Source organism: Streptosporangium sp. NPDC000563 (genome assembly GCF_040299985.1).
GTDB lineage: Bacteria > Actinomycetota > Actinomycetes > Streptosporangiales > Streptosporangiaceae > Streptosporangium.
Map to the genome: position 1 here is coordinate 320,429 of NZ_JBEPDA010000002.1, position 25,293 is coordinate 345,721.

Sequence of the window (25,293 nt, forward strand, 5' to 3'; positions counted from 1 at the left end):
CCGGCGCCGAGCCGTGGGAGGTGTACGTGGTCAAGGCCGACGCCGACGTCCTGGGCAAGTCCGCGACCGCCGACCAGGACCCCGCGGCCCCGTGCGTCTGCGGCCCGACCGCGGAACAGGCCCCGGGGCAGCCGGTCGGCGCCGCGGCGAGCACCGGCTGCTGCTGAGATGAGGCCGGTCTCCATGTCCGGCCACAATGGAGACCGGCCTCATCTACGGTCAGACGGTCATGAGTGGATTGGCGAATGATCATCGAGGAGATCAAGCACTACCGAGAGCTGCTCGACATCCATTTCGATCTACGCAGCTATACCTGCGTCTCCTGGAGCAGGATTCCGGATGTCGCGAAGGTCGCCTCATGTTTTGGAAATCCAGCGGAGCCGGTGGGTAGGTGGACCCTCTCCGAGGCCTCCGAGTACAAGGATCGGCATGACCCGTCATCCCCCGAGGAACTGGATCCGATCGTTCTCCTTGGCACTCAGCCTGGATGGACGATCGCAGTCGAGCCCAGTGGCCGAGAGGCCACCGCCACGGAGGTCATGCGTCGACTTTCCGCCGGCGGGGAGGCATTCTGTGTCTTCGGGGGCGGCAGTCCTGAGTGGCAATATTCCCGAGACGGCGGCAATCCCCTTCGGGTCAAACACATCAGTGATGATGAGCCAGAAATTCTCACACTGGAAGCTTTGATGGGAGATCTACCGTGCCGGGCGGACTCCGCTGGCGAAAATTGGCTGGAGGCCGCCTACGCACTGGCTGAGCGGGTCACAGGAGTGCGGCTCGGTGATGAGTGGCTCACAGAACCTCATGAGGGCTACATCATCCGGAAGGCTCCTCGTGAAGTATTGCCGAAGAACCTGCGCGATCACCTCGTCGCGATGGATCCGGAAATCGCGGAGATCGTTGCCGATCCGCATGGGCACCGCAGGAAGACCGCGGAGTTGTGTGCGCGGATCGCAGTGGAAATCACAGGTCTCGGAAGCGACGTGATCCACAGCGTGTTGGCGGCGACTTTAGACTCCAGGCTCATTACTGCAGAGTTGAGGATGCAGGTGCAAGAACTCGCCTTCCAGAGTGGGCGGCACGATCTTCCAGGCACACCCTCGGATCAAACCGCAGTATTGCATGCTCTGCTGGGCGCGCTCAACCAGAATGAAAGGCAAGCTGCCGAACTCGCGTCTAACTGGGCCTCGCGAGTCGGAGACGGCAGTCCCGACCAGCGAGCACGCCTGGCGATACTGAAAGCATGCACGGAATATGTATGACCACGAAAGATCGCCAAGATTATAAACCGCATCAAAGTGTGCGGAACCAAGAAATGAACGAATTTTATTCCAGGCGGATAATCAGCAGTACAGCTACAGCTGGTGCAAGTACTAATGGGAGCCTCATGACAAGCCGCGAAAAACTCGACCAGTGGTCGTATTTCGAAGAGCGAGGTCTGGCGGACAGGTTCGAGTGCGCGTGGGTCGAGGCACCCGACTACCGCGCGGCGGTCACCGCGCTGCGAGCGGAGAAGGAGACACTCGCCTGCGACCTGAACCAGGCGCGTCGGTGGTATCTCCCCTACTCGGAAGAGAACGTCGTGTGGGTGTCCGAGCAGAGCCTCAACTGGATCAAGATGTTAACCGTGTCCGGATCACTCCCATGGCGTGCCCTCGAATCACTCCCGCAGCCGAACGGCCGGGCCTACCATCTGACCTACAACGACGGCGAATTCAGCGAGCCGGTCTATGTGAACGGGGGCGAGTGGGAGGACATCCCCGCGGATCAGTGGGACCGCCCTCGGCAGGAGGGAGCAGGTCTCGTCGGTTCCTCCGACATCGCCCAGGAGATGAACTTCTACCTCGCCGCGCTGGCATACACGACCGGCAGGTTCATCGACGACACCTGGTTCACCACACCGGGACTACTCTGCCGCATCCCGGACGGAGCGTGGCCCCGTGAATGACCAATGGGAGCTCCTGCGCGGCGCGGGACTGGCCCGCGGGTTCACCGGCACCTGGATCGAGTCGGGCGACACCGACGCGGTGGCCACCCTGCTCGGCGCGGATCTCACCTCCCGCCAGGACTGCGACCTGGCCACCGCCATGACCTGCTACCGGCCGATGGCCTTCACCGAACGCGCCTGGATCGGCCCCCACGCCGACGGCTGGACCCACGCCCTCACCATCAGCGGCCCACCCCCGGTGACCACCGGCCTGACGGACGCGGGCCTGCGCTTCCTCCAGATCCGCACCATGAACGCCTACGTCTACGACCTCCTCCACGGCGACGGCACCACGACCGACTGGGCGACCCAACGCTGGTACGGAGAGGTCATCACCGAACCCGGCTCCATGGTCGAGCCCTACCTCCGAGAAGTCGGCTGCCCCGAGTCCCCCGAAGTCGTGCGCTCCGGATCCTGGGTCGTCGAACCCGAACACCACGGACGGGTCTGCCTGGAGACCTACCTCTTCCTCACCGGACGCATGAGCGGCCGGTTCATCGACCACCAATGGCTGAGCGAGAAGAGAGCCCTCTACACCATCCCCCTGCCACCGGCGATGTAGCCGAACACGTCGCCCTCGGCGACGACCGCGGCCCGAGGTTTCCCCTGTGGTCCGGACTCCGGCGGTGGGTCATCAGGTCATTCGACGCCCAGCGCCTTCTTCACCCGGAGGGCGACTTCGTCGATGCTCCCCATCGCCTTCCACTCGCCTTTCAGGTCTTCTTGTCCGCCCACAAGCTTCGAGCCGTCGTCGAAGACCATCCCCTGGGCATCCGGGGTTGCCAGAACGGCACCGCTCGGCAGACCGTTCTCGGCCCCTTCGATCCGCAAGGCCGTTCGCCGATCCGAGAAGAGGAAGAGCATCACTCTCACACCGGCGGGTATGGCCTTTCGGAAATCGTCAAGAGACCTGCTGGGCGTTCCATCGTGATACAAGCCCCCCTGGTCCAGGTCGACATAGACGCGACCGCCACTGACAATCCCGTTGTCCTTTACGGTGGAGTCGACGCGAACGTGCATGACCACACGCTTGTCCGGATAGGGGTCACCTTCGATGTCATATATGTCTCGCCCCTGTTCGAACCCCTCGACACTTCCGATGACGATGGCTTCATGATCTCTGGACTTAACCAGCTCCTCGGGTGAACTCTTGTGGTCGTAGTCGACAATCATCGCCCGAAGCACCGATGTGTCTATGCGGTATGTCGTTCCGGTTGTCTGCCCATTTCCCCTAGCCGGAGATTGCCGAGCGCCGCAGCCAGAGGTCATGGAGATGGACAGAGCCAGCACTATCACGAGACGAAAGCTCGTCAAATTCACGTAACACTCCATGAGCATCATCGGTAAACGGTTCGTGGTCACCGACGCGCTCGGGCCGCTGACGGCGGTGACGGTGCGCCCGGCCGAAGTGCGAGATCGCGCCGGGGCCACCCTCACCAGGGGCGAGTTGCAGGAGTCTCCTCCTGTGACCAGCTTGTTACAGGGAGGCGAGGTAACCCGTCGAGAAGATTCCGCGTCTCAACAGTCGTGATCAACCAAGCGATGGCAACAGTACTGGTGATCGGATCGCTGATGGGCGGAACCAGCGCGGCCCACGCGGGCACCACCGAGATCCCCAAAGGCTTCCTGCTGACCGAGCGCGCGGCGGCTGCGGGACCGGTCATCGAAGACGAGGAGTGGTGGGAGATCAGTAACAGCCTGTCCCGGCAGCTCGCGCTCAATCCCTGTCGCACGAAGGGGAAACCCCGTGACGGCCGGGTCGCGATGCGCACCATCACGTACTCCAACAGCGCTCCCTCCGGGAGCGGCGAACAGCTCGTGCTGTACAGGAGCACCAGGTCCGCCCAGGCCGCGTTCCGTAAGCTCCGGGCGGACCTGGCCAGGTGCCCGAGGCGGGCGACGACGAAGAGCGGCAGCGGGTTCGGCTACGTCGGCACGCCATTGCGCGTCGGAGACGAGGCCCTGTCTGTCGCGGGCCACTTCCACAAGCGAGGAAAGCGTGACCGTGAGCCTGCCGAGCTGGGGGTCGTCGCCCGCCGGGGCGCCGCGCTGTTCGTCTACACCGACGTCGGCAACGGCCTGGGAGCGGGCAGGAAAATCGTCAACCAGGCAAAGAAGATGACGAAGAAGGTGTGCGGCCTGCCCAGGGTGTGCGGGTAGATCGCCCGCTTCGGAAAAAGCCCCGCATATCCCCACCGATGGCGGCCGAACCACCGTCGGCGGATTGACATCCAGCCGATTCGTACGGACACTGTCCGTACAGAATCTAAGCGGTGGGGAGTGATCTCCCTACGGTCGAAGAGCGCCGCGTACTGCGGCGCCGACCGGCGTCGGCGCAACGCCGACATCCGCTGTGGAGGAGCCAGCAGCCATGACCCGTCCCGCGCCCGGCAACACCGCCTCCCCCAGGCACGACACCAGAAGCCGACTCGAAGTTCGCATCAGCACGGAAGACAAGAACCTGATCGAACAGGCCGCCCACGCCAGACGGGAGACCGTCACCGGCTTCGTTCTCCACGCCGCCCTCGACGCGGCCGAAGAGGTCATGCGCCATGAACGGATCACCGTCGTGCCTCCCGACTTCTTCGAAGCGATCATCGACTCACTTGACGCCCCCCCGCAACGGAACGAAGCGCTGACCCGTGCCGCCCGGGAGAGCCGAGAGATTCCGAAAAGGAAGTAACGGGTGTACGCCCCTCAGTCGCTCAACCAGCAGCACCGCACGGATTCGTTCGACTGCGGGAAGGAGGCGCTGAACTTCTGGTTGAGCACATCAGCCCTGCAGGCTGAAAAGAACCGCACCGCCCGCACTTTCGTGTGGACCGCAGACGGAGAGCACGACGTCGTCGCCTACTACTCCCTTGCCGGTCATCTGCTGCAGAAAGACGAGATCCCCTCCAAGGCAGGTCGTGGCGGCCCGAACCAGATTCCCGCCGTCATCCTGGCGCGACTGGCACTCCACAAAACATTGCAGGGCGGCGGCCTGGGCAGTCGTCTGCTCGTCCACGCCCTCAGCAGGGCAATGGAGTCATCTCGGAGCGTGGCGGCTCGCCTGGTCGTCGTCGACGCCCTCGACGAGGAGGCGGCGCGCTTCTATGAGAAGTACGGATTCATCCGTGTCCCGGGGAACACGCGACTGGTTCGAAAGATGAGCGACATCGAAGCCGACCTCAGCGGCTGAACATCTGACCCCTTGGTCAGAGACGAGGTGGTGGTGCCCTGCTGCCGGTACCGGACGGGGAGGGCCGCCCGGCGTGGTGGCGTCGAGTCAGCCCGGGTGCCGCTCGCGGTCCCCCGGCGGGCAGGACGGGTTGCACAGGACGTCGACCCAGATGTCGGCGACCGGCGCGGTGATCTGCTCGACGGTCTCGGCCGGGATCACGTCGTCGGTGACGTCAGCCCAGATCAGGCGTACGGCGGCGGCCAGCGTGACGATGTGGGTGCCGCACCCCGCACACAGGCGCACCCCGTCGGACAGGTCCACGATGGGCAGCGGACCGCTCACCGGGACCTCCACTCCGCGCAGACGAACCAGACGGTCTTGCCGTCCGCCGGTCTGCCCTCCGACGCCGGTACGACGCCCCACCGGTCGGCGTAGGCCGTGACGATCGCCAGCCCACGACCGTGCTCCTCCTCCGGACCGGCCGGAACCGGGTTCGGCCACACAGCACTGTGGTCGGTGACCTCCCCACGGACGACCCGCCCGTACCGATACAGGGCGAGGGTGATCGGCGCCTTGCCGTGCAGGATCGCGTTGCTCACCAGCTCGGACACGACCATGGTCACGTTCTCCGCCACGGAGGACATGTCCCAGGCGGCGAGGGCCTCTCGTACGAGGCCGCGCGCCTTACCGACCGCTTCGGGATCGGCGGGCAGATCCCAGCATGCCTCAAGGGCGTTTCGAGGTGTCTTCATAAGTGCTCCAGCGAGGGCGAGGCCGACAGAGGGAGTGCCGCACTTGGCGTGCGCGAGCTCAGGAAAGGACCGGTCTCCGTTACCGGTGAGCCGAATCCTGCTGGGTCATTGCGAGGTAGAGAGGCCGGCGTCCCGGACGAGAGGAAATCAGGCCTGTGGACGCCGGCCTTTGTGCGGTCCACGTCCCGCAAGGGGACTGCGGGCGTGTACCGGCTCCGGGTTCAGCGGATCGGGCGGTGTTCGACGTCGCGGAGCCGTACACGGAGGCGCCGTACTCTCGGCTCTTCAGCCAGTTCCCGCAGTGCCCGTTGAAGGGCTTCCTGGCCGACACGTTCTCGGTTCATGCCGCTGACCGTACGACGGGCCTTGGACGGAGAACCCAACCAGCGGTTGGGGGTCGCTATCCGATGAGGCGGGCTCGGGCGGCGAGGTCGAGGAGGGGGCGTGCGGGGCGGCGTTGTTTCTCGATCATCTGTGTGATGGTCTGCCGGGCGACCGGGCTGAAGACGATCGTTTCCGTGGAGTGCCGTTCCGACATCAGCAGGCACGTCAATGCCTGGTCGGGGTCGCGGCGGTGGAGTTGGCCGCGTGCCAGGTCGATGAGGTGCTGGGCTCGGCGGTTCGACGAGGGGATGGTGGTGATCGAGATCACCTTCGCGCGGTCGACCGCTGCGGCTGAGCAGCCGACCTCCACCTCGATGGCGACGGCGTAGATGGCCACGTTCGTTTCCCCGAACATCGTCAGCGGGTTGTGGTGGGTGGGTCCCAACTTGGTCGCTGCGCGGCGTGCGAGGTCCCAGTGCCGCCAGGCGTTCGCGGTCTGTCGATTTTTCGCGTACGCCATCGCGGTGAACAGCTGAAGAGAGCCCCACGCCGACAGCGCGTTACCTGAGGTGTCAAGAGCGGGCCGCAGATGGTCGGTCGCCGCCGTGGCGATCTCGCATGCCTCGTCGATCTGGTCACGGCCCAGGGCGGCCATGGTCGAGGTCCAGGCCGAGGTCGCGATCAGGACCGGGTCGCCGGTTTCCTCGGCGGCGACCATCGCGCGATCAGCGGCACGGGCCGCGAGTTCGGGCTCACCGACGCAGTAGAGGAACCGCTGGGCCAACTGGAACACCTCGGCCAGGATCGCCCAGGTCTGGGGACGTTCGGATTGCTGCGCCGACCGGTGAAGACCGAGGGTGTCTCGCAGCAGTCCGGGAGCCACGATGCCCAGCGCCGTGTAAGGCCGGGCGGACCGATGCCAAGCCGACCAGGCCATCGCCAGCCGACGCCGTACCCTGCCGATCTCGATCGTGAGGTCACTGACCGGCTGGACGGGAAAGGTCGGAGTGGAAAGCACATTTCGGATGGCGGGCACCGCCTCATGCTGGAGTCTGCCTTCCTCGCTGCGAGTGCAGGTCAGCCCGTCCAGACGGTTCTCCACGATGAGGGCGAGGTCGCGGACTCCGAGCACGTGGGCCAGGCCGACCAGAGTGGAGAGCTTGTCCAGGCGTTGTTCACCGCGTTCGACCTGACGGAGCCATTCTTCGGTGCGTCCGCAGAGTTCCGCGCAGGCCCGCAGGCCGAGCCCTCGGCGTAGCCGGAGCGCGCGGACGCGTTGGCCGATGAGCCGGTCCGCCTCGCCGGGATCTTTGTGTTGCGTCGCCATGGCAGGACCTCGGCCCTCGGACGTAGTGTTCGCCTGGGCTCACAGTAGCCCTGTCGCTACGTCATCGGGTGGCAACGTTAAGTGATTTCTGCAATGAGGAGAGCGGCGGAACATGACGAGCGGCAAGCCGGTTCTGTATGTGATCGCGTGTGGAGGACGACCGGCCGCAGAGCTTCCCCGTCTCGTGAGGCACGTCCAGGCGCAGGACTGGACCGTCTGCGTGGTCACCACACCGTCGGCGACGAAGTTCGTCGACACGACGCGGCTCGCGCAGCTCACCGGATATCCGGTGCGAAGCGACTACAAGCGCCCCGAGGAGCCAGACGTCCTCCCCCCGGCTGACGCGATGGCCGTGGTTCCCGCCACCTTCAACACGATGAACAAATGGGCCCAGGGCATCAGCGACACCCTCGCCCTGGGACTGCTCAACGAGGCGCTCGGGCTTGGACTGCCGCTCGTGGCCGTGCCCTGGCCCAACGTCGCACTCGCCCGTCACCCGGCCTTCGCCAACAGCCTGGCCCTGCTGCGCGAGTGGGGCGTGCGGGTCATCTTCGACGTGGAACGGCTTCCCGCCCCCAACTCGGGCGAGCCAGGAGCAGCCACCTTCCCCTGGGACGAGCTTCGCGAAGAACTTCAGGAAGTACGATCCGCCTGCAAGCCTTGATAGCCGTTGCCCACGAGACCGAGGCGCCGTCTCCCTGCCGGAGCCAGGCCGCCGCGCGGCCTGTCGTCTCACAGGGCGCGAGCGGCGTCACCCGGTCCGAGGGGCCACGGTTTCCCTCACGTGGCGTACGCGCCGGCCGTTCACCCCTTGCCCTCGTTGTTCTTCTTGCCTGTCGTGAAGGCCACCCCCAAACCGGCGCCGACGGCGATACCGATGCCCATGCCCATGGCCAGGTTGCCGAGCGCGACTCCCAGGGCGGCGCCGATGGCGACGCCGACGGCGATGCCCATGGAGAGTCCGGTTGCGGCCTTCGACGCTTCGTCTTTCTCATCCATGCGTCTGCCGCTTCCCCCGCTCCGGCGGAACATGCGCCCCATCGGGCCGACATCTTGGCGCGGCGGCCTTCCTTACTCACACGGACGCACGACGGCGGGCCCGGCCGGACGAATCCGGCCGGGCCCGCCGTGTTCTATGAGACGGATACCGGGATCAGGCGACGACGGAGCGGAGCGGAATGCCCGCGCCGTCCAGATCACGGATCAGGTCGCGGACGTACGGGTGCTCGTCGGCCGTCAGGCCGTCGGGGTTGGGGATCGTGATGTACGTCGAACCGGAGGCGGACGCCGTCTGTGCCGTGTCGGTGTACTTCTCGATGACCGCCTGTGCCCGCGCGAGGTCGGCGTCGGCCACCTCGATGGTGATCGGCCGCCACTCCCCGCCCAGGTTGGGCAGTTCCTCCGCCTGCTCCGCGGCGCTGCGCGAGGGCTCCGCACGCAGGGTCCGCTGCTGGGCGGCGGGCGTTCCCCCCTGGTACAGCAGGGCGTTCGCGACGAGGTGGATACCGTTCTCGTTGTACGCCCTGAACAGCGGGTTGTAGGCGAAGAGGACGGCGCGTCCGGCACCGGTCGGCTCGTCGACGATGGCGGCCGTGCCCTTGAGCGCGTCGGACCCCACCGTGTAGCCGTTGGACCAGAACCTGCCGTCGGACGGGTAGGTGAGGACGTTCCTGCCGGTGGTGCTCGGGTTCAGGATGGGGTCACCGTTGTTGAACTGGAAGTCCTCCAGGGGACGGCCGAGCGCCACCGGGTTGTCGCTCGCCACGTCCACCCGGAAGTGCGATCCGATGACCTGGTAACCGGTCGGCTTGGGCTTCTCGGTCGTGGAGGTCAGCCCTGCGGCACGGGCGACCCGGGTGCCCTCGTTGCGCAGTCCGATGTAGGTGCCGCCCGCGGCCACCCACTGCTTGAGGTTGGCCTGGCCCGTGGCGGTCAGGCCGCCCGTGGAGCTGCTTCCGTCGGGCACGAGCACGACGGTCCGCTCGGTGAAGGCCGGGGTGTTGTCGTTGATGTCGGCCGTGGTCACCGGCTTGAGGTCCAGGCCCCAGCGGTTGCCGAGCACGTAGCGGGCCTCGCCGTACGACCCGGAGGTCGTGCTGATGCCGGTTCCGGCGAACAGGCCGACGTCCGGGGTGCGCAGCGGGCTGCCGGAGGCCGCCGCCGAACCGCCCGTGACGGTGACGCCGAGCGACTTGGCGAGCTTGTCCAGCGTGTTCGGGGTGAGCGCGCCCGCGGGCAGGCTGACCACACCGCTCGTCAGGTCACGCGAGAGCGGCACGCCCGAGGCGAGCAGCTTGAAGGTGAGCTCGGAGGCCGCGGCCGAGTCCAGCGGGTAGGAGTAGGAGCCCTTCGGCGGAGCCGAGGAGGCGATCCCGCCCTCGATGTCCTTGACCAGGTCGACCTTGGGTGACAGCTCGTCCCCGGTGTAGATCGTGTCGACGCCCATCAGCAGCGGGTTGCTCCACGAGGAGACGTCGTAGAAGTACGGGAACGGGGCGTAGGGGTTCTCGCCGATGAGCGCCTGGATCCAGTGCTTCTGCGGCTGGTTCATCGGGATCCAGTAGGCGCCCTTGGGAACCGTGAGGTTGGCGGCGCTCCTGCCGCCGAGAATCTTGGCGCTGGGCACCGTGACGGGGTTCTTCAGCCGGTAGACCTCTACGTCCATGTCGCGCAGCCGCTCGACCAGCCGGCGCACGTCGCCGATCTGCCGGTCGGGCAGCAGGAAGTACGAACGGATCTTGATGTCGGGCACCGGGAACTGGACCGTGTTGGTCGGCTGGACGACCTCGTTCGGCTGAAGGGTGCCGGCCGCCCCTTCCTCGATCGCGGTCCGCCAGATCGAGTAGTAGCCGTTGAGGACCTCATTCTTGTTGTCGGCGGCCCAGCCGGTCGTGGCCCACTGGGTGTTGAACTGCTGCTGCACCCGGTCCTCCACGGCCGAGGCGCTGCCCTTCTCGTACGTCATGCCGGCGGCTCCGAAGCCCGCGGCCGGCACGGTGTCGCCGTAGCCCATGTAGAACAGGTCGTACGTCGAGTAGTTGAAGTAGCACTCGGTGGTGACGCCGGGAGCACAGGCGCCGTTGTAGCCGAAGCCCTCGCCGTTCGCCGCTCCGATACGGTTGATCCAGTTCACCGGCTGGTCGGCGATCTCGTGGTGGATCGGGTCGGCGTTCGGCGGGAAGAAGTACTGCCGGCCGCCCATCTCGTGCGCGTCGACGAAGACCTGCGGCGGGTATTTCCGCAGCATCTCGATCTTGGCGTCGGTCTCCGGCTGGGTGCGGGCGAACCAGTCCCGGTTCAGGTCGAAGCCGTAGTTGTTCTGCCGGCGGTTCGCGTCGCGGCCGTCCGGGTTCTGGGTCGGCACGATGACCGTGACGAGGTTGTCGTTGCGCTTGGCGACGTCGCAGGACAGGCCGCTCGCGAGTTCGTACAGGGTCCTGAGCGCGGCGTCCGCGCCGCTCTTCTCACCGCCGTGCACGTTGCCCGCGATCCAGACGATGGCGGGAGAGTCCTTGGCGATCCGCGCCGCCTTGTCGGCCTTCAGCGAGCGCGGGTCGCGCAGCGAACCGACCTGATCGGCGATCTTCTTCAGCTGGCCGGGAACCATGTGGTGCTGGTCCGACACGATGGCGTAGGGCAGTTCCTGGCCGGAGACGCTGTGCGCCATCGTTCCGGTGACCACGCGCTTCGAGGCGCTTCCCACGGCCTTCAGGTAATTGTTGATCTCTTCCGTCGTGAGGATCCTGGGCTGTCCCTGGCCCAGCGGGAAGCCGAAGAACTGCTCGGGGCTCGGCACGTCGGCCGCGTGGGCGGTGGGGTCGGTGCTGCACTTGTCGCCGACTGGACCGGCTTGCGCCGAGGAGGTCGGTGTCAGGGCGAGCACGGCCGATACGAGGACCGCGACACCTAGCACCTTCCCATAGGGGGATTTTCTGCACGTCGTCGTGCGAAACCGCATTTCAACTCCAGACAGGGGACGGGGGGTGACTCTGGGGAGAGCCCCGGCCAGGAAAGGATGAATTCACGGCGAACAGTATTAGAAAGCAGCAAACCGGACAAGAGGGAAGGAAACTTCACAACACCGTGCCAATTGTCGTGATTTGTCGTTTCTCCAGGTGGGGGCATCGGAGAGTGGCCGAACCAGCTATACCGGAGTGCGTTGGCCGGTCAGGACTCGGCTGAGGTGAAGGACGCTCATCCCGAACAGCAGCACGCCCAGCGGGAGGTGCAGGGTCGTCATCCCCGCGATGCCCAGTGCCACCTGAGCCAGCGTGAGCCCCAGGAACACGGCCGCGTACAGGATGGGCCTGGGTGAGCCGCCGCCCGGACGCCACAACAGGGTCGCGGTGGCCAGGTGCACCACCGCCACGGTGAACACGCTGTACGCCGAAGCGCTGTGCAGCGCCCGTCCGCCGGGCGAGGACAGCAACAGGCCCGCGGTGATCGGCGCGGTGAAGACGACCAGGGTTTGCAGAGCGATCACGACACGCAGGAACACGGATGACTCCTTGACGGCTGCGGGGGGAGGAAGACGGCGACGACGACGTGCCCTCTATGCCGTCGTCCAGGGCCGGAGCTTCTCGGGGTTGCGTACGGCCCAGATCCGGGTGACCCGATCACCCGCGACCTCGAACGCCATCACCGCCTCGGTGACGCCGTCCCGCTGAGCGACCAGACCGGGCTGACCGTTGACCGTTCGCTCCAGGATCGTCATCCCGGGCGCCAGGTCGGCGATCGCCATCGCGTAGCGCGCGATCTGCTCGCCGCCCTCGATCGGGCGGAGCAGGGCGCTGACGACGCCGCCCCCGTCGGAGACCATCGTCACCTTGGGGTCGAGAAGTCCGATGAGAGCGTCGATGTCCTTGGCCTCCCACGCCCGTTTGAAGTCCCTGACGACGTCGGCGCGCCGGGCCGCCGGGGTCGCGGGGACCTGTGCGGCGCGGATGCGGCGGCGGGCCGAGGATGCCAGCTGGCGGCAGGCCGCCGGGGTACGGCCGACGATCTCGGCCACCTCGGCGAAGGAGTAGCGGAAGACGTCGTGCAGGACGAACGCGACGCGCTCGGCCGGGGTCATCGATTCGAGGACGACGAGGAAGGCCATGTTGACCGACTCGTCGAGGGTGACCCGATCGGCGGGGTCGGTCAGGTCGGTCACGGTGCCGCCCGCCCGCCCGCCGAGCAGCTCTGTACGGTCCGGCAGCGGCTCGGGGATCCATTCGCCCACGTAGCGCTCCCGCCGGGCACGTGCCGAGCCGAGCAGGTCGAGGCAGACGCGGCCGGCGACGGTCGTCAGCCAGGCGCCGGGCGACTCGACGGCCTCCCGCTGTCGCCGCGACATGGCGTACCAGCGGGCGTAGGTCTCCTGCACGACGTCCTCGGCGTCGGCCAGGGAGCCGAGGAGCCGGTAGGCGAGATTGATCAGCTGACGCCGCTCGCTCATGACCGCGCTCAGGCTCGGGTCGGTCCGGTCGTCTCCTGGCTCGGGCGGGACGGTCATGGTGGCGTCGGCTCCCTCGGTGTGGTTGCTGGTGTGGCTGCGCTCACCGGATCGACGAGACAGCGCGCCGAACTGTGAGGCCGGTCGCGTCACCTCACATTCTCGGCGGTTGTGTCGTCGGAGTTCCCGGACACCGTCCAGCACGCGGGAGGACTCCGCACCCCGACCCGGGACGCGGGTCACCGTCGGAAGTCTCACCTCGGAAGGCGGGCCGTCCTCCACGGGGTCGAGGACGGCCCGCCGCCGGGGCGTGAGCTTCGGAAACACCGCTGACATCGAGAGGAAGACATCGTGACGTCCACCCCCAGGAATGCCGAGCAGGACGACCTCAGGTCGCGTCTGCCCGATCCCTCCCAGTTCTTTCCCGAGGTGATGTCGATCGCCGGAGCCATGATCAAGGCCGTCCAGAACGGTGCGATTCCGCAGATCACCGTCGGCCTGGTGCAGCTCCGCGCCGGGCAGATCGTCGGCAGCACCTACCACGTGATCCGGCAAACCGACAATCTCCGCAAGGCCGGTGAAACGGAGGAGCGCATCACCGCCGTGGCGTCATGGCGGGACGCCCTCTACTTCACCGACGCCGAACGGGTCGCGCTGGAACTCGTGGAGGCCGTCCTCACCCCGAACCCGTTCGGGGAGCGCGTCCCCGACGAGCTGTACGCCAGAGCGTCGGCCCACTACGACGACAAGGCGCTCTGGACGCTCATCCTCGCGATCGGCCAGATCTGCTTCTTCATCCCCGTCGCCCTCATCGCCAAGCCGATCCCCGGCATGCCCCCGGGCAAGAACTACCGGGCGTAACATCCCTCGGGCGTGAGCACCATCCCTGGCGGGGGCACCGGTTGTGGGCTACCTTGCTTGACGTGATCAGGGGCGCGGGTATGACGTTCGTGTCAAGCGAGGGGGCGGAGTCATGAGCCGCCTGGACACCACGGGTGACGACTACCGGGCGCGGCGCGAGGCGATGCTCGCCAAGCTGGCGGAACTCGACGCCGAGCACGCCAAGGCCGTGGCGGGCGGCGGCGAAAAGTACGTCGACCGGCATCGCGCGCGAGGCAAGCTCCTCGCCAGGGAGCGGATCGAGCTGCTCGTCGACCCCGACTCGGCGTTCCTGGAGCTCTCACCGCTCGCGGCCTGGGGCAGCGACTTCCCGGTGGGGGCGAGTGTGGTCACCGGGATCGGGGTGGTCGAGGGCGTCGAGTGCGTGATCGTCGCCAACGACCCGACCGTGCGGGGCGGCTCGTCCAACCCGTGGACGCTGCGCAAGACGCTCAGGGCGGCCGACATCGCCTTCGAGAACCGGCTGCCGCTGATCAACCTGGTGGAGTCAGGCGGTGCCGACCTGCCGACCCAGAAGGAGATCTTCATCCCCGGCGGCCGGATCTTCCGCGACCTGACCCGCCTGTCGGCGGCCGGGATTCCCACCATCGCCCTGGTCTTCGGCAACTCCACGGCCGGTGGGGCGTACGTGCCGGGGATGAGCGACCACGTGGTCATGGTCAAGGAGGGCGCGAAGGTCTTCCTCGGCGGGCCGCCGCTGGTCAAGATGGCCACCGGGGAGGAGTCCGACGACGAGTCGCTGGGCGGCGCCGAGATGCACGCCCGCGTCAGCGGCCTGGCCGACTACCTCGCCGCCGACGAGCACGACGCGTTGCGGATCGGGCGGCGGATCGTCAAAAGCCTGAACCGGCGCCGCCCCGGCCGGTCCCCCGGCGCCGTGCGTGACCCGCTGTACGACGAGGACGAGCTGCTGGGCATCGTGCCGGAGGATCTGAAGGTCCCGTTCGACCCGCGCGAGGTGATCGCGCGGGTGGTGGACGGCAGCGAGTTCGACGAGTTCAAGCCTCTGTACGGCGGGAGCCTGGTGACCGGGTGGGCCCGCCTGCACGGCCGTCCGATCGGGATCCTGGCCAACGCCCGCGGCGTGCTGTTCAGCGAGGAGGCGCAGAAGGCGGCGCAGTTCATCCAGCTCGCCAACCAGGTCCGCGTCCCGCTGGTCTTCCTGCAGAACACCACCGGATACATGGTCGGCAAGGACTACGAGCAGGGCGGCATCATCAAGCACGGCGCGATGATGATCAACGCGGTGTCCAACTCGTCCGTACCGCACATCACGATCGTGATGGGCGCCTCCTACGGCGCGGGCAACTACGGGATGTGCGGCAGGGCCTACGATCCCCGCTTCCTGTTCGCCTGGCCCAGTGCCAAGTCGGCCGTGATGGGTCCCGCCCAGCTCGCCGGGGTGCTGTCCATCGTCGGCCGGGCCGCCGCGCAGGCGCGCGGGCAGGTCTACGACGAGGAGGGCGACGCGGCGATGCGACAGCTGGTCGAGGCGCAGATCGAGGCCGAGTCACTGCCGTTCTTCCTGTCGGGCCGCCTCTACGACGACGGCGTGATCGACCCCCGCGACACCCGGACGGTCCTCGGCCTGTGCCTGTCCGCCATCGGCAACGCCGCCGTCGGCGACACCGGCGACGCCGCCTTCCACGGCGCGGCGGCCGGCAACACCACCGCCCCGCGGCCCTCGGGCTTCGGCGTCTTCCGGATGTGATCGTGACCACGCCCATGCCCATGACCACGCCCATGTTCCGGATGTGACCGTGACCACGCCCATGACCGGCGCCACGCCGATCCGCCGCCTGCTCGTCGCCAACCGCGGTGAGATCGCCCGCCGCGTCTTCCGTACCTGCCGCGACCTCGGTGTCGAGACCGTCGCGGTCTTCTCCGACGCCGACGCGGACGCGCCGCACGTGGCCGAGGCCGACCATGCCGTACGGCTCGCCGGTGTCAGGCCCGCCGACACCTACCTCGCGGTGGAGAGGGTCGTCGAGGCGGCCCGCCTGGCGGGGGCCGACGCGGTGCACCCCGGCTACGGCTTCCTGTCGGAGAACGCCGCCTTCGCGCGGGCCGTGACCGAGGCCGGGCTGACCTGGGTCGGTCCTCCGGCCGAGGCCGTCGCCGCGATGGGCTCCAAGATCGAGGCCAAGGCGCTGATGGCCCAGGCGGGGGTCCCGGTGCTGCCGGGCTTCGTCGTGGGACCCGGTCACTCCGCGGACGACTTGGAGGCCATGTTCTCCCGGATGGGTGGACCGATCGCCGAAGGGGCCTTTCCCCTGCTGGTGAAGGCGTCGGCCGGTGGCGGCGGGCGCGGGATGCGCGTCGTGCGACGCGCCGAGGACCTGCCGGAGGCGGTCGAGTCGGCGCGCGGGGAGGCCGCGTCGGCGTTCGGGGACGGCACGGTGTTCGTCGAGCCCCTGCTGGAGTGCGCCCGGCACATCGAGGTGCAGATCCTGGCCGACGGGCACGGGACGGTGTGGGCGCTGGGCGAGCGGGAGTGCTCGATCCAGCGGCGGCATCAGAAGGTGGTCGAGGAGACTCCGTCCCCGGCACTCTCCGCCGCGATGCGGGCGCGACTCCTCGACGCGGCGGCCACCGCCGCGCGGGCCATCGGGTACGTCGGCGCCGGGACCGTCGAGTTCCTCGTCAGGGAGGAGACGGTCGCCTTCCTGGAGATGAACACCCGCCTGCAGGTGGAGCACCCGGTGACCGAGTGCGTGTACGGCGTCGACCTCGTCGAGTGGCAGTTGCGGATCGCCGAGGGCGCCCGGCTCCCCGCGTCGCCGCCCGAGCCGTCCGGGCACGCCGTCGAGGTGCGTCTGTACGCCGAGGACCCGGCCCGCGACTGGCTTCCGCAGAGCGGCGTCCTGCACCGCTTCGAGGTCTTCGGGGTGGACTCCCGCTTCGCGTCCCCGCCGGGTGGGCGCCACGGCCTGCGACTGGACTCCGGGGTCGAGGACGGCTCGGAGATCGGCGTCCACTACGACCCGATGCTCGCCAAGGTCGTCTCCTACGGTGCGAGCCGCGCCGACGCGGTGCGCAGGCTCGCCGCCGCGCTGGCGGGTGCGAGGATCCACGGTCCGGTCACCAACCGGGACCTGCTGGTCGAGGTCCTGCGTCATCCGGCCTTTCTCTCCGGAGAGACCCACACCGGATTCCTGGAGGAGCACGGGCTCACCGGGTCCGGCCGAGACGCCCACGGGGTCGTGCGCCTGTCCGCCCTCGCCGCCGCGCTCGCGGGGGCGGCGGCGAACCGGGCGACGGCGACCGTGCAGGCCGGACTGCCGAGCGGGTGGCGCAATGTGGTGTCGCAGCCGCAGCGCACCTCCTTCGCGGAGGCGGAGATCTCCTATCGGATCACCAGGGACGGCCTGCGCGCCGAGAGGTTTCCCGATACGGTCCTGATCGGCGCGACGCCCTCGCTCGTGGTGCTGGAGACCTCGGGCGTGCGGCACCGGTTCGCCGTCGCCCGCTACGACGACGTGACGCACGTGGACTCCCCCCTCGGTTCCGTACGGCTCACCCCGCTGGCCCGCCTGCCGGAACCGGTGGAACACGTGCTGCCCGGCTCCCTGGTGGCGCCCATGCCGGGTACGGTGCTGCGGGTCGACGTCGAGGTCGGCGAGACCGTCGGGGCGGGGCGGGTGGTCGTGGTGCTCGAGGCGATGAAGATGGAGCATCGGATCGCCGCGCCCGCGCCGGGTACGGTGGCGGCGGTGAACGTGGCGCCCGGCCGCCAGGTCGAGGCGGGGGCGGTGCTGGCCGTCATCGAGGAGCGGACGTGACCTTCCGGCTCTCCGGCAGGCTCCGTGGAGTCCCGGGGAACGGGAGAAGGTCTTGGAGGAAAGGACCGAAATGAGGACCGACGGCGGCTGGCCGGTGGAACGCCTGGTGCACAAAGAGGTGTCCGGCGGGGTGGCGACGATCACCCTCGACTCCCCCCGCAACCGCAACGCGTTGTCGGTGCGGCTGCTCGGCGACCTGGAGGACCGGCTCAACTGGGCGCTCGCGGAGGAGAGTGTCCGGGTGATCGTGCTCACCGGGACCGGTCCCGTGTTCTGCGCGGGCGCCGACCTGAAGGAGCAGCGGGTCGCGCCGGGGGACGCGCACGAGGCGCCGGTGACCGCGTCGTTCCCGGAGATCATGAGCCTGATCTGGGAGAGCCCGAAGCCGGTCGTCTGCCGGCTGAACGGTACGGCTCGGGCCGGAGGGCTCGGCCTGGTGGCGGCCTGCGACTTCGCGATCGCCCCCGACTCGGCGTCGTTCGCGTTCAGCGAGGTGCGGCTCGGCGTGGTGCCCGCGATGATCTCGGTGACCGTGCTGCGGCGGCTCGACCCGCGCGCCGCCGCCGAGTACCTGCTCACCGGCGAGACGTTCGACGCCGCCCGCGCCGCGGAGATCGGGCTGCTCACCCGCGCCGTTCCCGGGGAGGAGCTGGACGCGACGGTCGCCCACTACACCGGCATGCTGCTGCGCGGCGGCCCCGAGGCGCTCGCCCTCACCAAGCAGCTGGTGCGGACCGTGCCCGAGCTGAGCGTCGAGGAGGGCATGCGCCAGATGGCCGAGCTGTCCGCGAAGCGTTTCACCTCCGCCGAGGGCCAGGAGGGGATCGCCGCCTTCATGGAGAAGCGGCCCGCGTCGTGGATTCCGGCGCCGGAGTCGAGCTGATGTTGCGCGTCGCCAACTGCTCCGGCTTCTACGGTGACCGGCTTTCCGCCGCCAGGGAGATGGTGGAGGGCGGCCCGATCGACGTGCTCACCGGCGACTGGCTCGCCGAGCTGACCATGCTCATCCTCGCGGGGAACCGGTCGAAGGGCCGTCCCGGCTACGCGCCGACCTTCCTGCGGCAGCTGGAGGAGGTCCTCGGGACGTGTCTGGAGCGGGGCGTCAAAATCGTCTCCAACGCGGGCGGGCTGGATCCGGCCGGGTGCGCCGAGGCCGTGCGCGAGCTGGCCGGACGCCTCGGGCTGCCGGTGCGGGTCGCCCACGTCACCGGTGACGACCTGACCGGCCGTGACCTGGGCGGCGCACCCAACGCCGACACCGGTGAGCCGCTGCCCGCCCCCGCCCTGACCGCCAACGCCTACCTGGGGGGCCGCCCGATCGCCGCCGCCCTGTCGGCCGGGGCGGACGTGGTGGTGACCGGCCGCGTCACGGACGCCGCCCTGGTCACCGGGCCGGGGATCTGGCGGTACGGGTGGGGGCCGGACGACTTCGACGCGCTCGCCGGTTCCGTGGTCGCCGGGCACGTCATCGAGTGCGGCTGCCAGGCGACCGGCGGCAACTACGCGTTCTTCGGCGAGGTGCCCGACCTGGCGCACTGCGGGTTCCCGCTGGTGGAGCTGGAGGCCGACGGCTCCAGCGTGGTCACCAAGCACCCGGGGACCGGCGGGCTGGTCTCGGTGGGCACGGTCACCGCGCAACTGCTGTACGAGATCGCCTCACCCCGCTACCTCGGTCCCGACGTGGTCGCGCGCTTCGACACGATCCGGCTGGAGCAGGAGGGCCCCGACCGGGTCCGCGTCTTCGGGGTGCGCGGCGAGGCGCCTCCCGACTCGCTCAAGGTCGCCGTCAACTACCTGGCGGGCTACCGCAACACCATGACGCTCGTGCTGACCGGCCTGGACATCGAGGCCAAGGCCCGGCTGGCCGAGGAGGCCATCTGGTCGCGGGTGCCGAGGGAGTCGTTCGACCAGGTCCACGTGGAGCTCACCCCGCTCGCCGGGACCGCCCTGCTGCGCGTCACCGTGATGGACGCCGACCGGCGGAAGGCCGGGCGTGCCTTCTCCTCGGCCGTGGTCGAGACCGGCCTGGCGAGCTATCCGGGCTTCTACGGCCTCACCCCTCCCGGTGACGCCTCGCCGTACGGGGTCTACTGGCCCACGCTCGTCCCGGCGGAGACGGTGCGGGCCCGCGTCTGGCTCGACGGCCGCGAGCTTCCGGCCGTGCCCGGTACGGACGACGCGTCAGGCGCGGGCGAGGCGTCCGGCACGGACGTACCCGGCACGGACGAGAAGCCCGCCGGGTCCCCGGAGGTGACGGTCTCGCCGGCCGCGAGCGGCGGTGGAGGTGAGGCGGCGGGCTCGGTGGACGACACCGACCTCGGACGGCACGGCGGCGAGCGCGGCGACGGTGAGACCGCCCGGGTCGCGCTGGGAACGATCGTGGGCGCCCGCTCGGGCGACAAGGGCGGCAACGCCAACCTGGGGGTCTGGGTCGCCACGCCGGAGCGGTTCGAGTGGCTGGAGGCCCACCTCACGGTCGACCGCCTGGCGGAGCTCCTGCCGTTCACCGCCGGCCTGCGGGTCGAGCGCTTCGAGCTGCCCAACCTGCTCGCCCTCAACTTCGTCGTGCACGGCCTGCTCGGCCGGGGTGTGGCCGCGAGTCCTCGTCTCGACGCCCAGGCCAAGGCCCTCGGGGAAGAACTCCGCGCCGGGTTCGCCGACATCCCCCGGCGCCTCCTCTGATCCGCTCACCGCGCCACGGCGACCTTCCATCACGCCGGGCCGGGGAGTACGCGGTGACGGCCTGCCGCAGACTCGGCATCGTCTTGAGGGCGCCCGCGCGGGCAGGGGTCCGGCAGCCGGGGTCGTGCTCCGCGCCACCCCGTTGAGCCGGTTCGCCCTCGTCCGCAGATTCATGTCACATGCGGGGAGATGTTCAGCTGCCGTGCGCCGAAATAGGCGGAATACGCGCCGTCCGGCTTTGAAACCTTCATGCAACCTTCCGAAATCTAGGATTGCACGCAATTGCTCCATGAGTGTGATTCGGGGAAGGACTCAAACATGCGCCTCCGGTTTCTTGGCTCCACCTCTGAGGCGGGGGCCTGTCCCTCCCTCTACGAAACCGATCGCGGGACCATCGTGGTGCAGGGTCTCCGGGTGACCGACGCCGAGGCGATGGCCGACCTGCGCCACGTCCTGGACGGCGAAACCGCCGTCGAGGTACCCCGTGAGCTTCTCGTAGAGATCGCCCGCCGAGTACTTTCTGTAAATATTGGTCACGATTAGGAGTGCTCTATGGTTTGATCCACATGCTCGGGGCTAGCGTCGTTCCGCACCATGGGGAGGCGACGTGAGCACGCGGGAACGACGGGCGGACCACAGCCGCGGCACACGGCCCGCAGGAACGGCCGAGGAGATCGGGTGAGCGGGTTCCAGCAGGCCAGGACCGAGCTCGGCATGCGACTGCGGCACCTGCGAGAGACCGCCCACCTGTCGGGCAAGGACCTGGCCGAGCGGCTGAGGTGGCAGGCGTCCAAGGTCTCCAGGATCGAGAACGCCCGCCAGACCGTCACCGAGGACGACGTCACCCGGTGGGCGCGGGCGGTGGACGCCTCCCCCGAGGTCGTCCAGGCGCTGTTGGAGCAGGCCGCGGGCCTGCTGGACCGTCAGGACTCCTGGCGGCAGCGGCACCGCGGCGCGCTGGTCACGCTCCAGGAGGACATCCGCGACGTGGAGGCGCGGACGACCCTGCTGCGGGCCTTCGAGCCCGGCGTGATCATCGGGCTGCTGCAGACCACCGAGTACGCCCGGAGCATCTTCACGCGGATCAAGCGCCTCTACCGGGAGCCCGAGGAGATCGACGCGGCCATCCGGGTGCGCATGCAGCGCCAGGACGTCCTCTACGACCAGAGCAAACGCTTCAGGTTCGTCATCCCGGAGGCGGCGCTGCGCTACCGGCTGGCCCCGCTGAACGTGATGCGCGGGCAGCTCGACCGATTACTCGCGGTGACCGCGCTGCCGAACGTGGAGTTCGGGGTGATCCCCTTCGAGACGCCCCTGCCCTCGGCGCCGCTCAACGGTTTCTGGGTGTACGACGAGGACCATGTGACGGTGCCGACCAGGACGAGAGACCTGCTTCTGCGCGACCCGGAGGACGTCGCCTTCTACATGCAGGCTTTCGAGGAACTCCGCGAGGTCGCGGCCTTTGGCGAGGGCGCCAGATCGGTGATCGTCCGAGTACTCAGCGATTTATCAGGACAATTAAAGGACTAAACCCTGCAATTGCTTGATTAGCATCCCAAGATCGTGCAATTCTCTGTCCAGACGGAGGTGACTCACGATGCTGGACACGCTGTCTTGTCTTGAGAGATTCATTGCCGCCATACGGCTGCACGGCGACCTTTCCGTGCAGCGGATCTCGTTCGGCGACCCCGCGTACGTCTACGTCCGCAACCGTTTCAGCAACACCCTGGCGGAGACCGTGACCTGCGCCCAGGACGGCGGCTTCATCACCTCGTGGGGATATCGGCTCGGCACCAGCGACGACATCGACGACGCCGCGGCCCGGCTCGCCTTCCTCCTCGCCGCCATGCCCACCCCCCGGATCTGAGCGCCCCGGCACCGGGCCGGTCTCCCGTACGCCGGGTGCCGCGAAACCGCCCTCGCGCGTGGGCGCACGCGGGTCCGCCACTCGGTCCTGTCCATGCCACCTCGACCCGTCCGACCGCGAATCCCGGTGCCGCCAATCGGACGGCAATCGGTCGTTCATCGCCTGCTCGGACACTCGTGGGGAAGCAGGCCGCCGATCCCGGCGGCCTTGCCGGCGCGTGACGCCTGTCGGGGGCGATCGAGGCGGTCCGTCAGTCGGCTCACACCGACGGAGAGGACTCCCATGTCCGAGCAGACGAGCACACCCACCTTCGCCGACCAGGTGCCGGAGACGGACTTCCCGGAGTGGGCCAGTGCCGTTCGAACCGACCTGCAGACCTACATCAAGACCCACGTGCCCGAGTTGGCCAGCAAACGAGACCCTTTCGAGGCCATCGACAAAAAGCTGTCAAGCCTGACGTACGCCATCGCCTACTACGACAAGGCCGAGAGCACGGCTCGCGAGGAGTTCATCGCGTGGCTGGAGGAGAACGACACGGGCGCCTGGGGGACCTTCGTCGCCCATACGACCCGGATGGAGACGCTGAAGGCTCAGGAGAAGGAGAAGAAGGACAAGGACTCGCTCGCCTCCAAAGCGCTGGAAGAGGCGCAGCGCCTGACCAGGAAGTACGGTGCGGGCGCGGGCAGAAAGGCGGGCACGGTGATCGCCGTCGTCAGTCATGCCGGGACGGGCAAGACCTGGTCGGGGACGAGCGGGGAATACTCCCTCTCCACGAAGCATCCGGTCATGGCGAAGGTCCTGACCGGCGTGAGCCAGGTCGAGGATTGGCCGATCACCGCGTGCGGAGAGGTCGCCGCGATGAACGCGTACCTCAACAGCACCGGTATCACCGAGATGGCCAAGATTCCCAAGGACATGCTCTACTTCCACGCCCAGACCTGGAACGCGACCGGCGGGAAGTGGCAGGCTCGCTCCGCGTGCGGGAACTGCGACCAGTGGCTGAAGAAGATCGGCGCCAAACGGATCTGAGACCCGCTCGCACCGGCCGCGCTCCGGCTCACCTTCCCACCCTGATCGAGGGCTGAGGAACAGGCGGTCCGCGCCGTCGCCCGGATGCGTGCCGAAGCCGTGCTCACCAGGACCGGCCGAACCTCCGGGCCGGCCGGCTCACGGAAGGGGCGCCCGCGGCCGTCAGTTCTCGGCAGGCACGTCGGGGAAGTCGGCGAGGTCGCGGCCGACCTCGCGGGCGGCGGCGACCCGGGCGTGGTGCAGCATCCGGCTCCGCGACATGTTGCCGGCGTGCAGGGTGTATCGGACCACGAGGCCGTCGAGCATGCCGTCGATCCGCTCGGCCGAGCCCAGCGGGTCGTCGCAGGTGAACTCGCCCGAGACGACGCCGTCGGAGATCACCTGGCCGAGGATCTCGATCCAGGCGCCCTCAAGCTCCAGCAGGATCGCGCGGACGTGCTCCTCGCGCACCCCGACGGCCCAGGCGTCGACCCAGAGGATCCAGCTCTGGTCGGAACGGGAGGCGGGGATGTAGAAGCACAGGACGCGGTCGAGACGCTGGAGCGCGGTGCCGGGACCGGCGACGATCTCCTTCAGCCGCTGGACCTCGGAGTCGCTGGTGCTGCGGAGCATCTCGGTGATGAGATCGTCCTTGGTGGCGAAGTGGTAGTGGATCAGCCCGCCGCTCACGTTCGTCGCCTTGGCGATGTCGGCGACGCGGGTGCTGGCCAGCCCGCGCTCCAGCACGACTCGCCTGGCGGCTTCAAGGAGCTCCGCTCGACGCTGGTCGGCCTGGTCGGCGCGGCTGCTGCGCGCCCCTCCTCCGCTATGCACGGCGCAAGACTACAGCAGCTCGGACCGCCGCTCACTACTCCTGATCAGCGGATCAGTCAATACCTGCACGCCTGTCTCATCGGCTGTATTCGGTCACCGTACGGGCGAAGAAGACGGTGACCGAATACGGGCGACCGCCGGGGCGTCGCAACGTCACCGCCGGCCTCAGCCGCGGCGGTGGAAGGGCTGGTCGGAGGCACAGGACGAACTCCCTCCTCTGCCCTCGGACGACGTTGAAGCCCGTGGAGAGCCCGCGAAGAGCCCGGCGCGGACGGCCAGGTCGCCGTGGCCGGTACGTCGCGGTGAGAGAGGCCTCGGCCATGGCCGAGGGGCTGTGCTCAGAGGGTCATTTCGCGGCGGGGGCGGAGAACGTCATCACCCCGAGGTGGCCGTCGCCCTCCACGGTCAGCTTCATCAGCAGGCTGTCGTCGTAGATGGAGTCGGATTCGTTCCTCAGACGCTGCCCGGTGTGGTCGGCGTACGGCCGTGCCGCGTAGACCTGGTCGGAGACCGTCTCGTCGCAGAACATCTGGGTGGTCAGCACCCGGGAGTCGCCGATGTGCACCATCGCGTGGATGTGCACGCTACGTCCCTGATACCAGCCCGGGTAGATCGTGACGAACTCCACGATGCCGTCGGTGTTGGTGACCTGGGCGCCGCGCAGGTAGCGCTTCTCGTCGGTGGGCGTGGCGTCGGCCATGCCGTCGTCCGCTCCCGGCCCCTGGACGCCCTCTCCCTGGCCGCCGGGGCCGCCACTCGGCGGCGCGCCGGTCGGGCGCTCTCCCGTGGGGCCACCGCCCGCCGCCTGGGAGGCGCTCTCGAAACCGGAGTAGACGCCTCCCGCGTCGCAGTGCCAGATCTCCACCACCGCGCTGGGAATCGGTTCACAGGTGGCGGCGTCCAGCACCCGGATCGCCACCCGCAGCGTGCTCCCCTGCCTGTCCTCGCGGATGTCGCTGCGGATCTTGCCCGCGTCGAAGTGGTACGGCCCCTGGGTGGTCTCCTCGGTCAAAACGCACGTCGGCGCGTCCTCGAACAGCGCGGCCAGTCCGGTGGAGGAGGCGGTGGTCGGCTGAACGGTCGCGGTGCCTCCCGTCGTCGTCGCCACCTGCGTGGTGGTGCTGTCCGATCCGGCGCAGGCGGCCAGCAGCGTCCCGAGGCCCACGGTGCCGAGCCCTGCCAGAGCCGTTCTCCGGTCGATGTTCTTCATGGCGATGCCTTCCTCGTGTC

27 protein-coding genes are annotated in these 25,293 nt (G+C 68.5%); 17 read left to right on the forward strand and 10 right to left on the reverse strand.

Going from position 1 to position 25,293, the window contains the following annotated elements:
• The first annotated feature begins 245 nt into the window (after positions 1 to 245).
• The 3 genes from ABT352_RS09835 (at position 246) to ABT352_RS09845 (ending at position 2,549) form a co-directional block, all read left to right on the forward strand.
• Positions 246 to 1,262, forward strand: coding sequence for a DUF6461 domain-containing protein (locus ABT352_RS09835; RefSeq protein ID WP_350943975.1), 1,017 nt, complete (start codon positions 246 to 248; stop codon positions 1,260 to 1,262).
• Between the two features lie 125 nt (positions 1,263 to 1,387).
• A complete protein-coding gene (locus ABT352_RS09840) occupies positions 1,388 to 1,948 on the forward strand; it encodes a hypothetical protein (protein WP_350943977.1) in 561 nt (186 codons plus the stop codon).
• On the forward strand, positions 1,941 to 2,549 hold the full coding sequence (locus ABT352_RS09845; protein WP_350943979.1) for a hypothetical protein: 609 nt from the start codon (positions 1,941 to 1,943) through the stop codon (positions 2,547 to 2,549). Before ABT352_RS09840 ends, ABT352_RS09845 begins: the two co-directional genes overlap by 8 nt.
• Before the next feature lie 77 nt (positions 2,550 to 2,626).
• Here ABT352_RS09845 and ABT352_RS09850 read toward each other — a convergent pair whose 3' ends face one another.
• Entirely contained in the window at positions 2,627 to 3,328 is a 702-nt protein-coding gene (locus ABT352_RS09850; protein WP_350943980.1) for a hypothetical protein, read from the reverse strand.
• Between ABT352_RS09850 and ABT352_RS09855 the strand changes: the two genes are divergently transcribed.
• From ABT352_RS09855 to ABT352_RS09870, 4 genes are all read left to right on the forward strand, one after another.
• Positions 3,318 to 3,518, forward strand: coding sequence for a hypothetical protein (locus ABT352_RS09855; protein WP_350943981.1), 201 nt, complete (start codon positions 3,318 to 3,320; stop codon positions 3,516 to 3,518). The genes ABT352_RS09850 and ABT352_RS09855 overlap by 11 nt on opposite strands.
• Positions 3,519 to 3,529: 11 nt before the next feature.
• Positions 3,530 to 4,147: a hypothetical protein gene (locus ABT352_RS09860; RefSeq protein ID WP_350943983.1), complete on the forward strand. Its 618-nt coding sequence runs from the start codon at positions 3,530 to 3,532 to the stop codon at positions 4,145 to 4,147.
• A gap of 211 nt (positions 4,148 to 4,358) precedes the next feature.
• Positions 4,359 to 4,670 (forward strand): type II toxin-antitoxin system TacA family antitoxin, encoded by a 312-nt coding sequence (locus tag ABT352_RS09865; protein ID WP_350943985.1) that lies wholly within the window; start codon positions 4,359 to 4,361, stop codon positions 4,668 to 4,670.
• 3 nt (positions 4,671 to 4,673) lie between these two features.
• Positions 4,674 to 5,168: a GNAT family N-acetyltransferase gene (locus ABT352_RS09870; protein WP_350943986.1), complete on the forward strand. Its 495-nt coding sequence runs from the start codon at positions 4,674 to 4,676 to the stop codon at positions 5,166 to 5,168.
• Positions 5,169 to 5,255: 87 nt separating this feature from the next.
• Here the strand turns inward: ABT352_RS09870 and ABT352_RS09875 are convergent, their stop codons facing one another.
• The 3 genes from ABT352_RS09875 to ABT352_RS09885 form a co-directional block, all read right to left on the reverse strand.
• Complete coding sequence (locus ABT352_RS09875) at positions 5,256 to 5,492, reverse strand: hypothetical protein (protein WP_350943987.1); 237 nt, start codon at positions 5,490 to 5,492, stop codon at positions 5,256 to 5,258.
• Positions 5,489 to 5,902, reverse strand: coding sequence for an ATP-binding protein (locus tag ABT352_RS09880; protein ID WP_350943988.1), 414 nt, complete (start codon positions 5,900 to 5,902; stop codon positions 5,489 to 5,491). The genes ABT352_RS09875 and ABT352_RS09880 overlap by 4 nt, the downstream gene beginning before the upstream one ends.
• A gap of 400 nt (positions 5,903 to 6,302) precedes the next feature.
• Complete coding sequence (locus tag ABT352_RS09885) at positions 6,303 to 7,553, reverse strand: helix-turn-helix domain-containing protein (RefSeq protein WP_350943989.1); 1,251 nt, start codon at positions 7,551 to 7,553, stop codon at positions 6,303 to 6,305.
• 112 nt (positions 7,554 to 7,665) lie between these two features.
• On the opposite strand from ABT352_RS09885, the gene ABT352_RS09890 reads away from it, so the two are divergent.
• Positions 7,666 to 8,217 carry a flavoprotein gene (locus ABT352_RS09890; RefSeq protein ID WP_350943991.1) on the forward strand — a complete coding sequence of 184 codons (552 nt, stop codon included), beginning with the start codon at positions 7,666 to 7,668 and terminating at the stop codon, positions 8,215 to 8,217.
• Positions 8,218 to 8,357: 140 nt separating this feature from the next.
• Here the strand turns inward: ABT352_RS09890 and ABT352_RS09895 are convergent, their stop codons facing one another.
• From ABT352_RS09895 to sigJ, 4 genes are all read right to left on the reverse strand, one after another.
• The gene (locus ABT352_RS09895) at positions 8,358 to 8,552 is read right to left on the reverse strand and encodes a glycine zipper domain-containing protein (RefSeq protein ID WP_350943992.1); all 195 of its coding nucleotides are present in this window, start codon (positions 8,550 to 8,552) and stop codon (positions 8,358 to 8,360) included.
• Positions 8,553 to 8,706: 154 nt separating this feature from the next.
• Positions 8,707 to 11,466 carry a M14 family zinc carboxypeptidase gene (locus ABT352_RS09900; protein ID WP_350943993.1) on the reverse strand — a complete coding sequence of 920 codons (2,760 nt, stop codon included), beginning with the start codon at positions 11,464 to 11,466 and terminating at the stop codon, positions 8,707 to 8,709.
• A 231-nt stretch (positions 11,467 to 11,697) separates the two neighbouring features.
• Positions 11,698 to 12,051 carry a hypothetical protein gene (locus ABT352_RS09905; RefSeq protein WP_350943994.1) on the reverse strand — a complete coding sequence of 118 codons (354 nt, stop codon included), beginning with the start codon at positions 12,049 to 12,051 and terminating at the stop codon, positions 11,698 to 11,700.
• 54 nt (positions 12,052 to 12,105) lie between these two features.
• A complete protein-coding gene (sigJ, locus tag ABT352_RS09910) occupies positions 12,106 to 13,143 on the reverse strand; it encodes an RNA polymerase sigma factor SigJ (protein WP_350943995.1) in 1,038 nt (345 codons plus the stop codon).
• Between the two features lie 198 nt (positions 13,144 to 13,341).
• Between sigJ and ABT352_RS09915 the strand changes: the two genes are divergently transcribed.
• The 9 genes from ABT352_RS09915 (at position 13,342) to ABT352_RS09955 (ending at position 23,250) form a co-directional block, all read left to right on the forward strand.
• Positions 13,342 to 13,851, forward strand: coding sequence for a carboxymuconolactone decarboxylase family protein (locus ABT352_RS09915; protein ID WP_350943996.1), 510 nt, complete (start codon positions 13,342 to 13,344; stop codon positions 13,849 to 13,851).
• Between the two features lie 112 nt (positions 13,852 to 13,963).
• Complete coding sequence (locus ABT352_RS09920) at positions 13,964 to 15,601, forward strand: acyl-CoA carboxylase subunit beta (RefSeq protein WP_350943998.1); 1,638 nt, start codon at positions 13,964 to 13,966, stop codon at positions 15,599 to 15,601.
• A 61-nt stretch (positions 15,602 to 15,662) separates the two neighbouring features.
• Positions 15,663 to 17,672 carry an acetyl/propionyl/methylcrotonyl-CoA carboxylase subunit alpha gene (locus ABT352_RS09925; RefSeq protein WP_350944247.1) on the forward strand — a complete coding sequence of 670 codons (2,010 nt, stop codon included), beginning with the start codon at positions 15,663 to 15,665 and terminating at the stop codon, positions 17,670 to 17,672.
• Between the two features lie 70 nt (positions 17,673 to 17,742).
• Complete coding sequence (locus ABT352_RS09930) at positions 17,743 to 18,555, forward strand: enoyl-CoA hydratase-related protein (RefSeq protein ID WP_350944000.1); 813 nt, start codon at positions 17,743 to 17,745, stop codon at positions 18,553 to 18,555.
• A complete protein-coding gene (locus ABT352_RS09935; RefSeq protein WP_350944249.1) occupies positions 18,555 to 20,354 on the forward strand; it encodes an acyclic terpene utilization AtuA family protein in 1,800 nt (599 codons plus the stop codon). The genes ABT352_RS09930 and ABT352_RS09935 overlap by 1 nt, the downstream gene beginning before the upstream one ends.
• Positions 20,355 to 20,672: 318 nt before the next feature.
• Positions 20,673 to 20,897 carry a hypothetical protein gene (locus ABT352_RS09940; protein WP_350944002.1) on the forward strand — a complete coding sequence of 75 codons (225 nt, stop codon included), beginning with the start codon at positions 20,673 to 20,675 and terminating at the stop codon, positions 20,895 to 20,897.
• 135 nt (positions 20,898 to 21,032) lie between these two features.
• Positions 21,033 to 21,884, forward strand: a complete 852-nt coding sequence (locus tag ABT352_RS09945) for a helix-turn-helix domain-containing protein (RefSeq protein ID WP_350944003.1) — start codon at positions 21,033 to 21,035, stop codon at positions 21,882 to 21,884.
• A 67-nt stretch (positions 21,885 to 21,951) separates the two neighbouring features.
• A complete protein-coding gene (locus ABT352_RS09950; protein WP_350944005.1) occupies positions 21,952 to 22,221 on the forward strand; it encodes a hypothetical protein in 270 nt (89 codons plus the stop codon).
• Between the two features lie 282 nt (positions 22,222 to 22,503).
• A complete protein-coding gene (locus tag ABT352_RS09955; RefSeq protein WP_350944006.1) occupies positions 22,504 to 23,250 on the forward strand; it encodes a hypothetical protein in 747 nt (248 codons plus the stop codon).
• A 162-nt stretch (positions 23,251 to 23,412) separates the two neighbouring features.
• On the opposite strand, the gene ABT352_RS09960 is transcribed toward ABT352_RS09955, so the two are convergent.
• Positions 23,413 to 24,063: a TetR/AcrR family transcriptional regulator gene (locus ABT352_RS09960; protein ID WP_350944007.1), complete on the reverse strand. Its 651-nt coding sequence runs from the start codon at positions 24,061 to 24,063 to the stop codon at positions 23,413 to 23,415.
• A gap of 346 nt (positions 24,064 to 24,409) precedes the next feature.
• Positions 24,410 to 25,273 carry an intradiol ring-cleavage dioxygenase gene (locus tag ABT352_RS09965; protein ID WP_350944009.1) on the reverse strand — a complete coding sequence of 288 codons (864 nt, stop codon included), beginning with the start codon at positions 25,271 to 25,273 and terminating at the stop codon, positions 24,410 to 24,412.
• Positions 25,274 to 25,293 lie beyond the last annotated feature (20 nt).

Excerpts from the sequence above, each read along its gene's own strand:
- ABT352_RS09835 (WP_350943975.1), top strand. The coding sequence starts at position 246 with ATGATCATCGAGGAGATCAAGCACTACCGAGAGCTGCTCGACATCCAT.
- ABT352_RS09840 (WP_350943977.1), top strand. The coding sequence starts at position 1,388 with ATGACAAGCCGCGAAAAACTCGACCAGTGGTCGTATTTCGAAGAGCGA.
- ABT352_RS09855 (WP_350943981.1), top strand. The coding sequence starts at position 3,318 with ATGAGCATCATCGGTAAACGGTTCGTGGTCACCGACGCGCTCGGGCCG.
- ABT352_RS09850 (WP_350943980.1), bottom strand. The coding sequence starts at position 3,328 with ATGATGCTCATGGAGTGTTACGTGAATTTGACGAGCTTTCGTCTCGTG.
- ABT352_RS09860 (WP_350943983.1), top strand. The coding sequence starts at position 3,530 with ATGGCAACAGTACTGGTGATCGGATCGCTGATGGGCGGAACCAGCGCG.
- ABT352_RS09865 (WP_350943985.1), top strand. The coding sequence starts at position 4,359 with ATGACCCGTCCCGCGCCCGGCAACACCGCCTCCCCCAGGCACGACACC.
- ABT352_RS09880 (WP_350943988.1), bottom strand. The coding sequence starts at position 5,902 with ATGAAGACACCTCGAAACGCCCTTGAGGCATGCTGGGATCTGCCCGCC.
- ABT352_RS09885 (WP_350943989.1), bottom strand. The coding sequence starts at position 7,553 with ATGGCGACGCAACACAAAGATCCCGGCGAGGCGGACCGGCTCATCGGC.
- ABT352_RS09890 (WP_350943991.1), top strand. The coding sequence starts at position 7,666 with ATGACGAGCGGCAAGCCGGTTCTGTATGTGATCGCGTGTGGAGGACGA.
- ABT352_RS09895 (WP_350943992.1), bottom strand. The coding sequence starts at position 8,552 with ATGGATGAGAAAGACGAAGCGTCGAAGGCCGCAACCGGACTCTCCATG.
- ABT352_RS09920 (WP_350943998.1), top strand. The coding sequence starts at position 13,964 with ATGAGCCGCCTGGACACCACGGGTGACGACTACCGGGCGCGGCGCGAG.
- ABT352_RS09925 (WP_350944247.1), top strand. The coding sequence starts at position 15,663 with ATGACCGGCGCCACGCCGATCCGCCGCCTGCTCGTCGCCAACCGCGGT.
- ABT352_RS09930 (WP_350944000.1), top strand. The coding sequence starts at position 17,743 with ATGAGGACCGACGGCGGCTGGCCGGTGGAACGCCTGGTGCACAAAGAG.
- ABT352_RS09935 (WP_350944249.1), top strand. The coding sequence starts at position 18,555 with ATGTTGCGCGTCGCCAACTGCTCCGGCTTCTACGGTGACCGGCTTTCC.
- ABT352_RS09940 (WP_350944002.1), top strand. The coding sequence starts at position 20,673 with ATGCGCCTCCGGTTTCTTGGCTCCACCTCTGAGGCGGGGGCCTGTCCC.
- ABT352_RS09950 (WP_350944005.1), top strand. The coding sequence starts at position 21,952 with ATGCTGGACACGCTGTCTTGTCTTGAGAGATTCATTGCCGCCATACGG.
- ABT352_RS09955 (WP_350944006.1), top strand. The coding sequence starts at position 22,504 with ATGTCCGAGCAGACGAGCACACCCACCTTCGCCGACCAGGTGCCGGAG.
- ABT352_RS09965 (WP_350944009.1), bottom strand. The coding sequence starts at position 25,273 with ATGAAGAACATCGACCGGAGAACGGCTCTGGCAGGGCTCGGCACCGTG.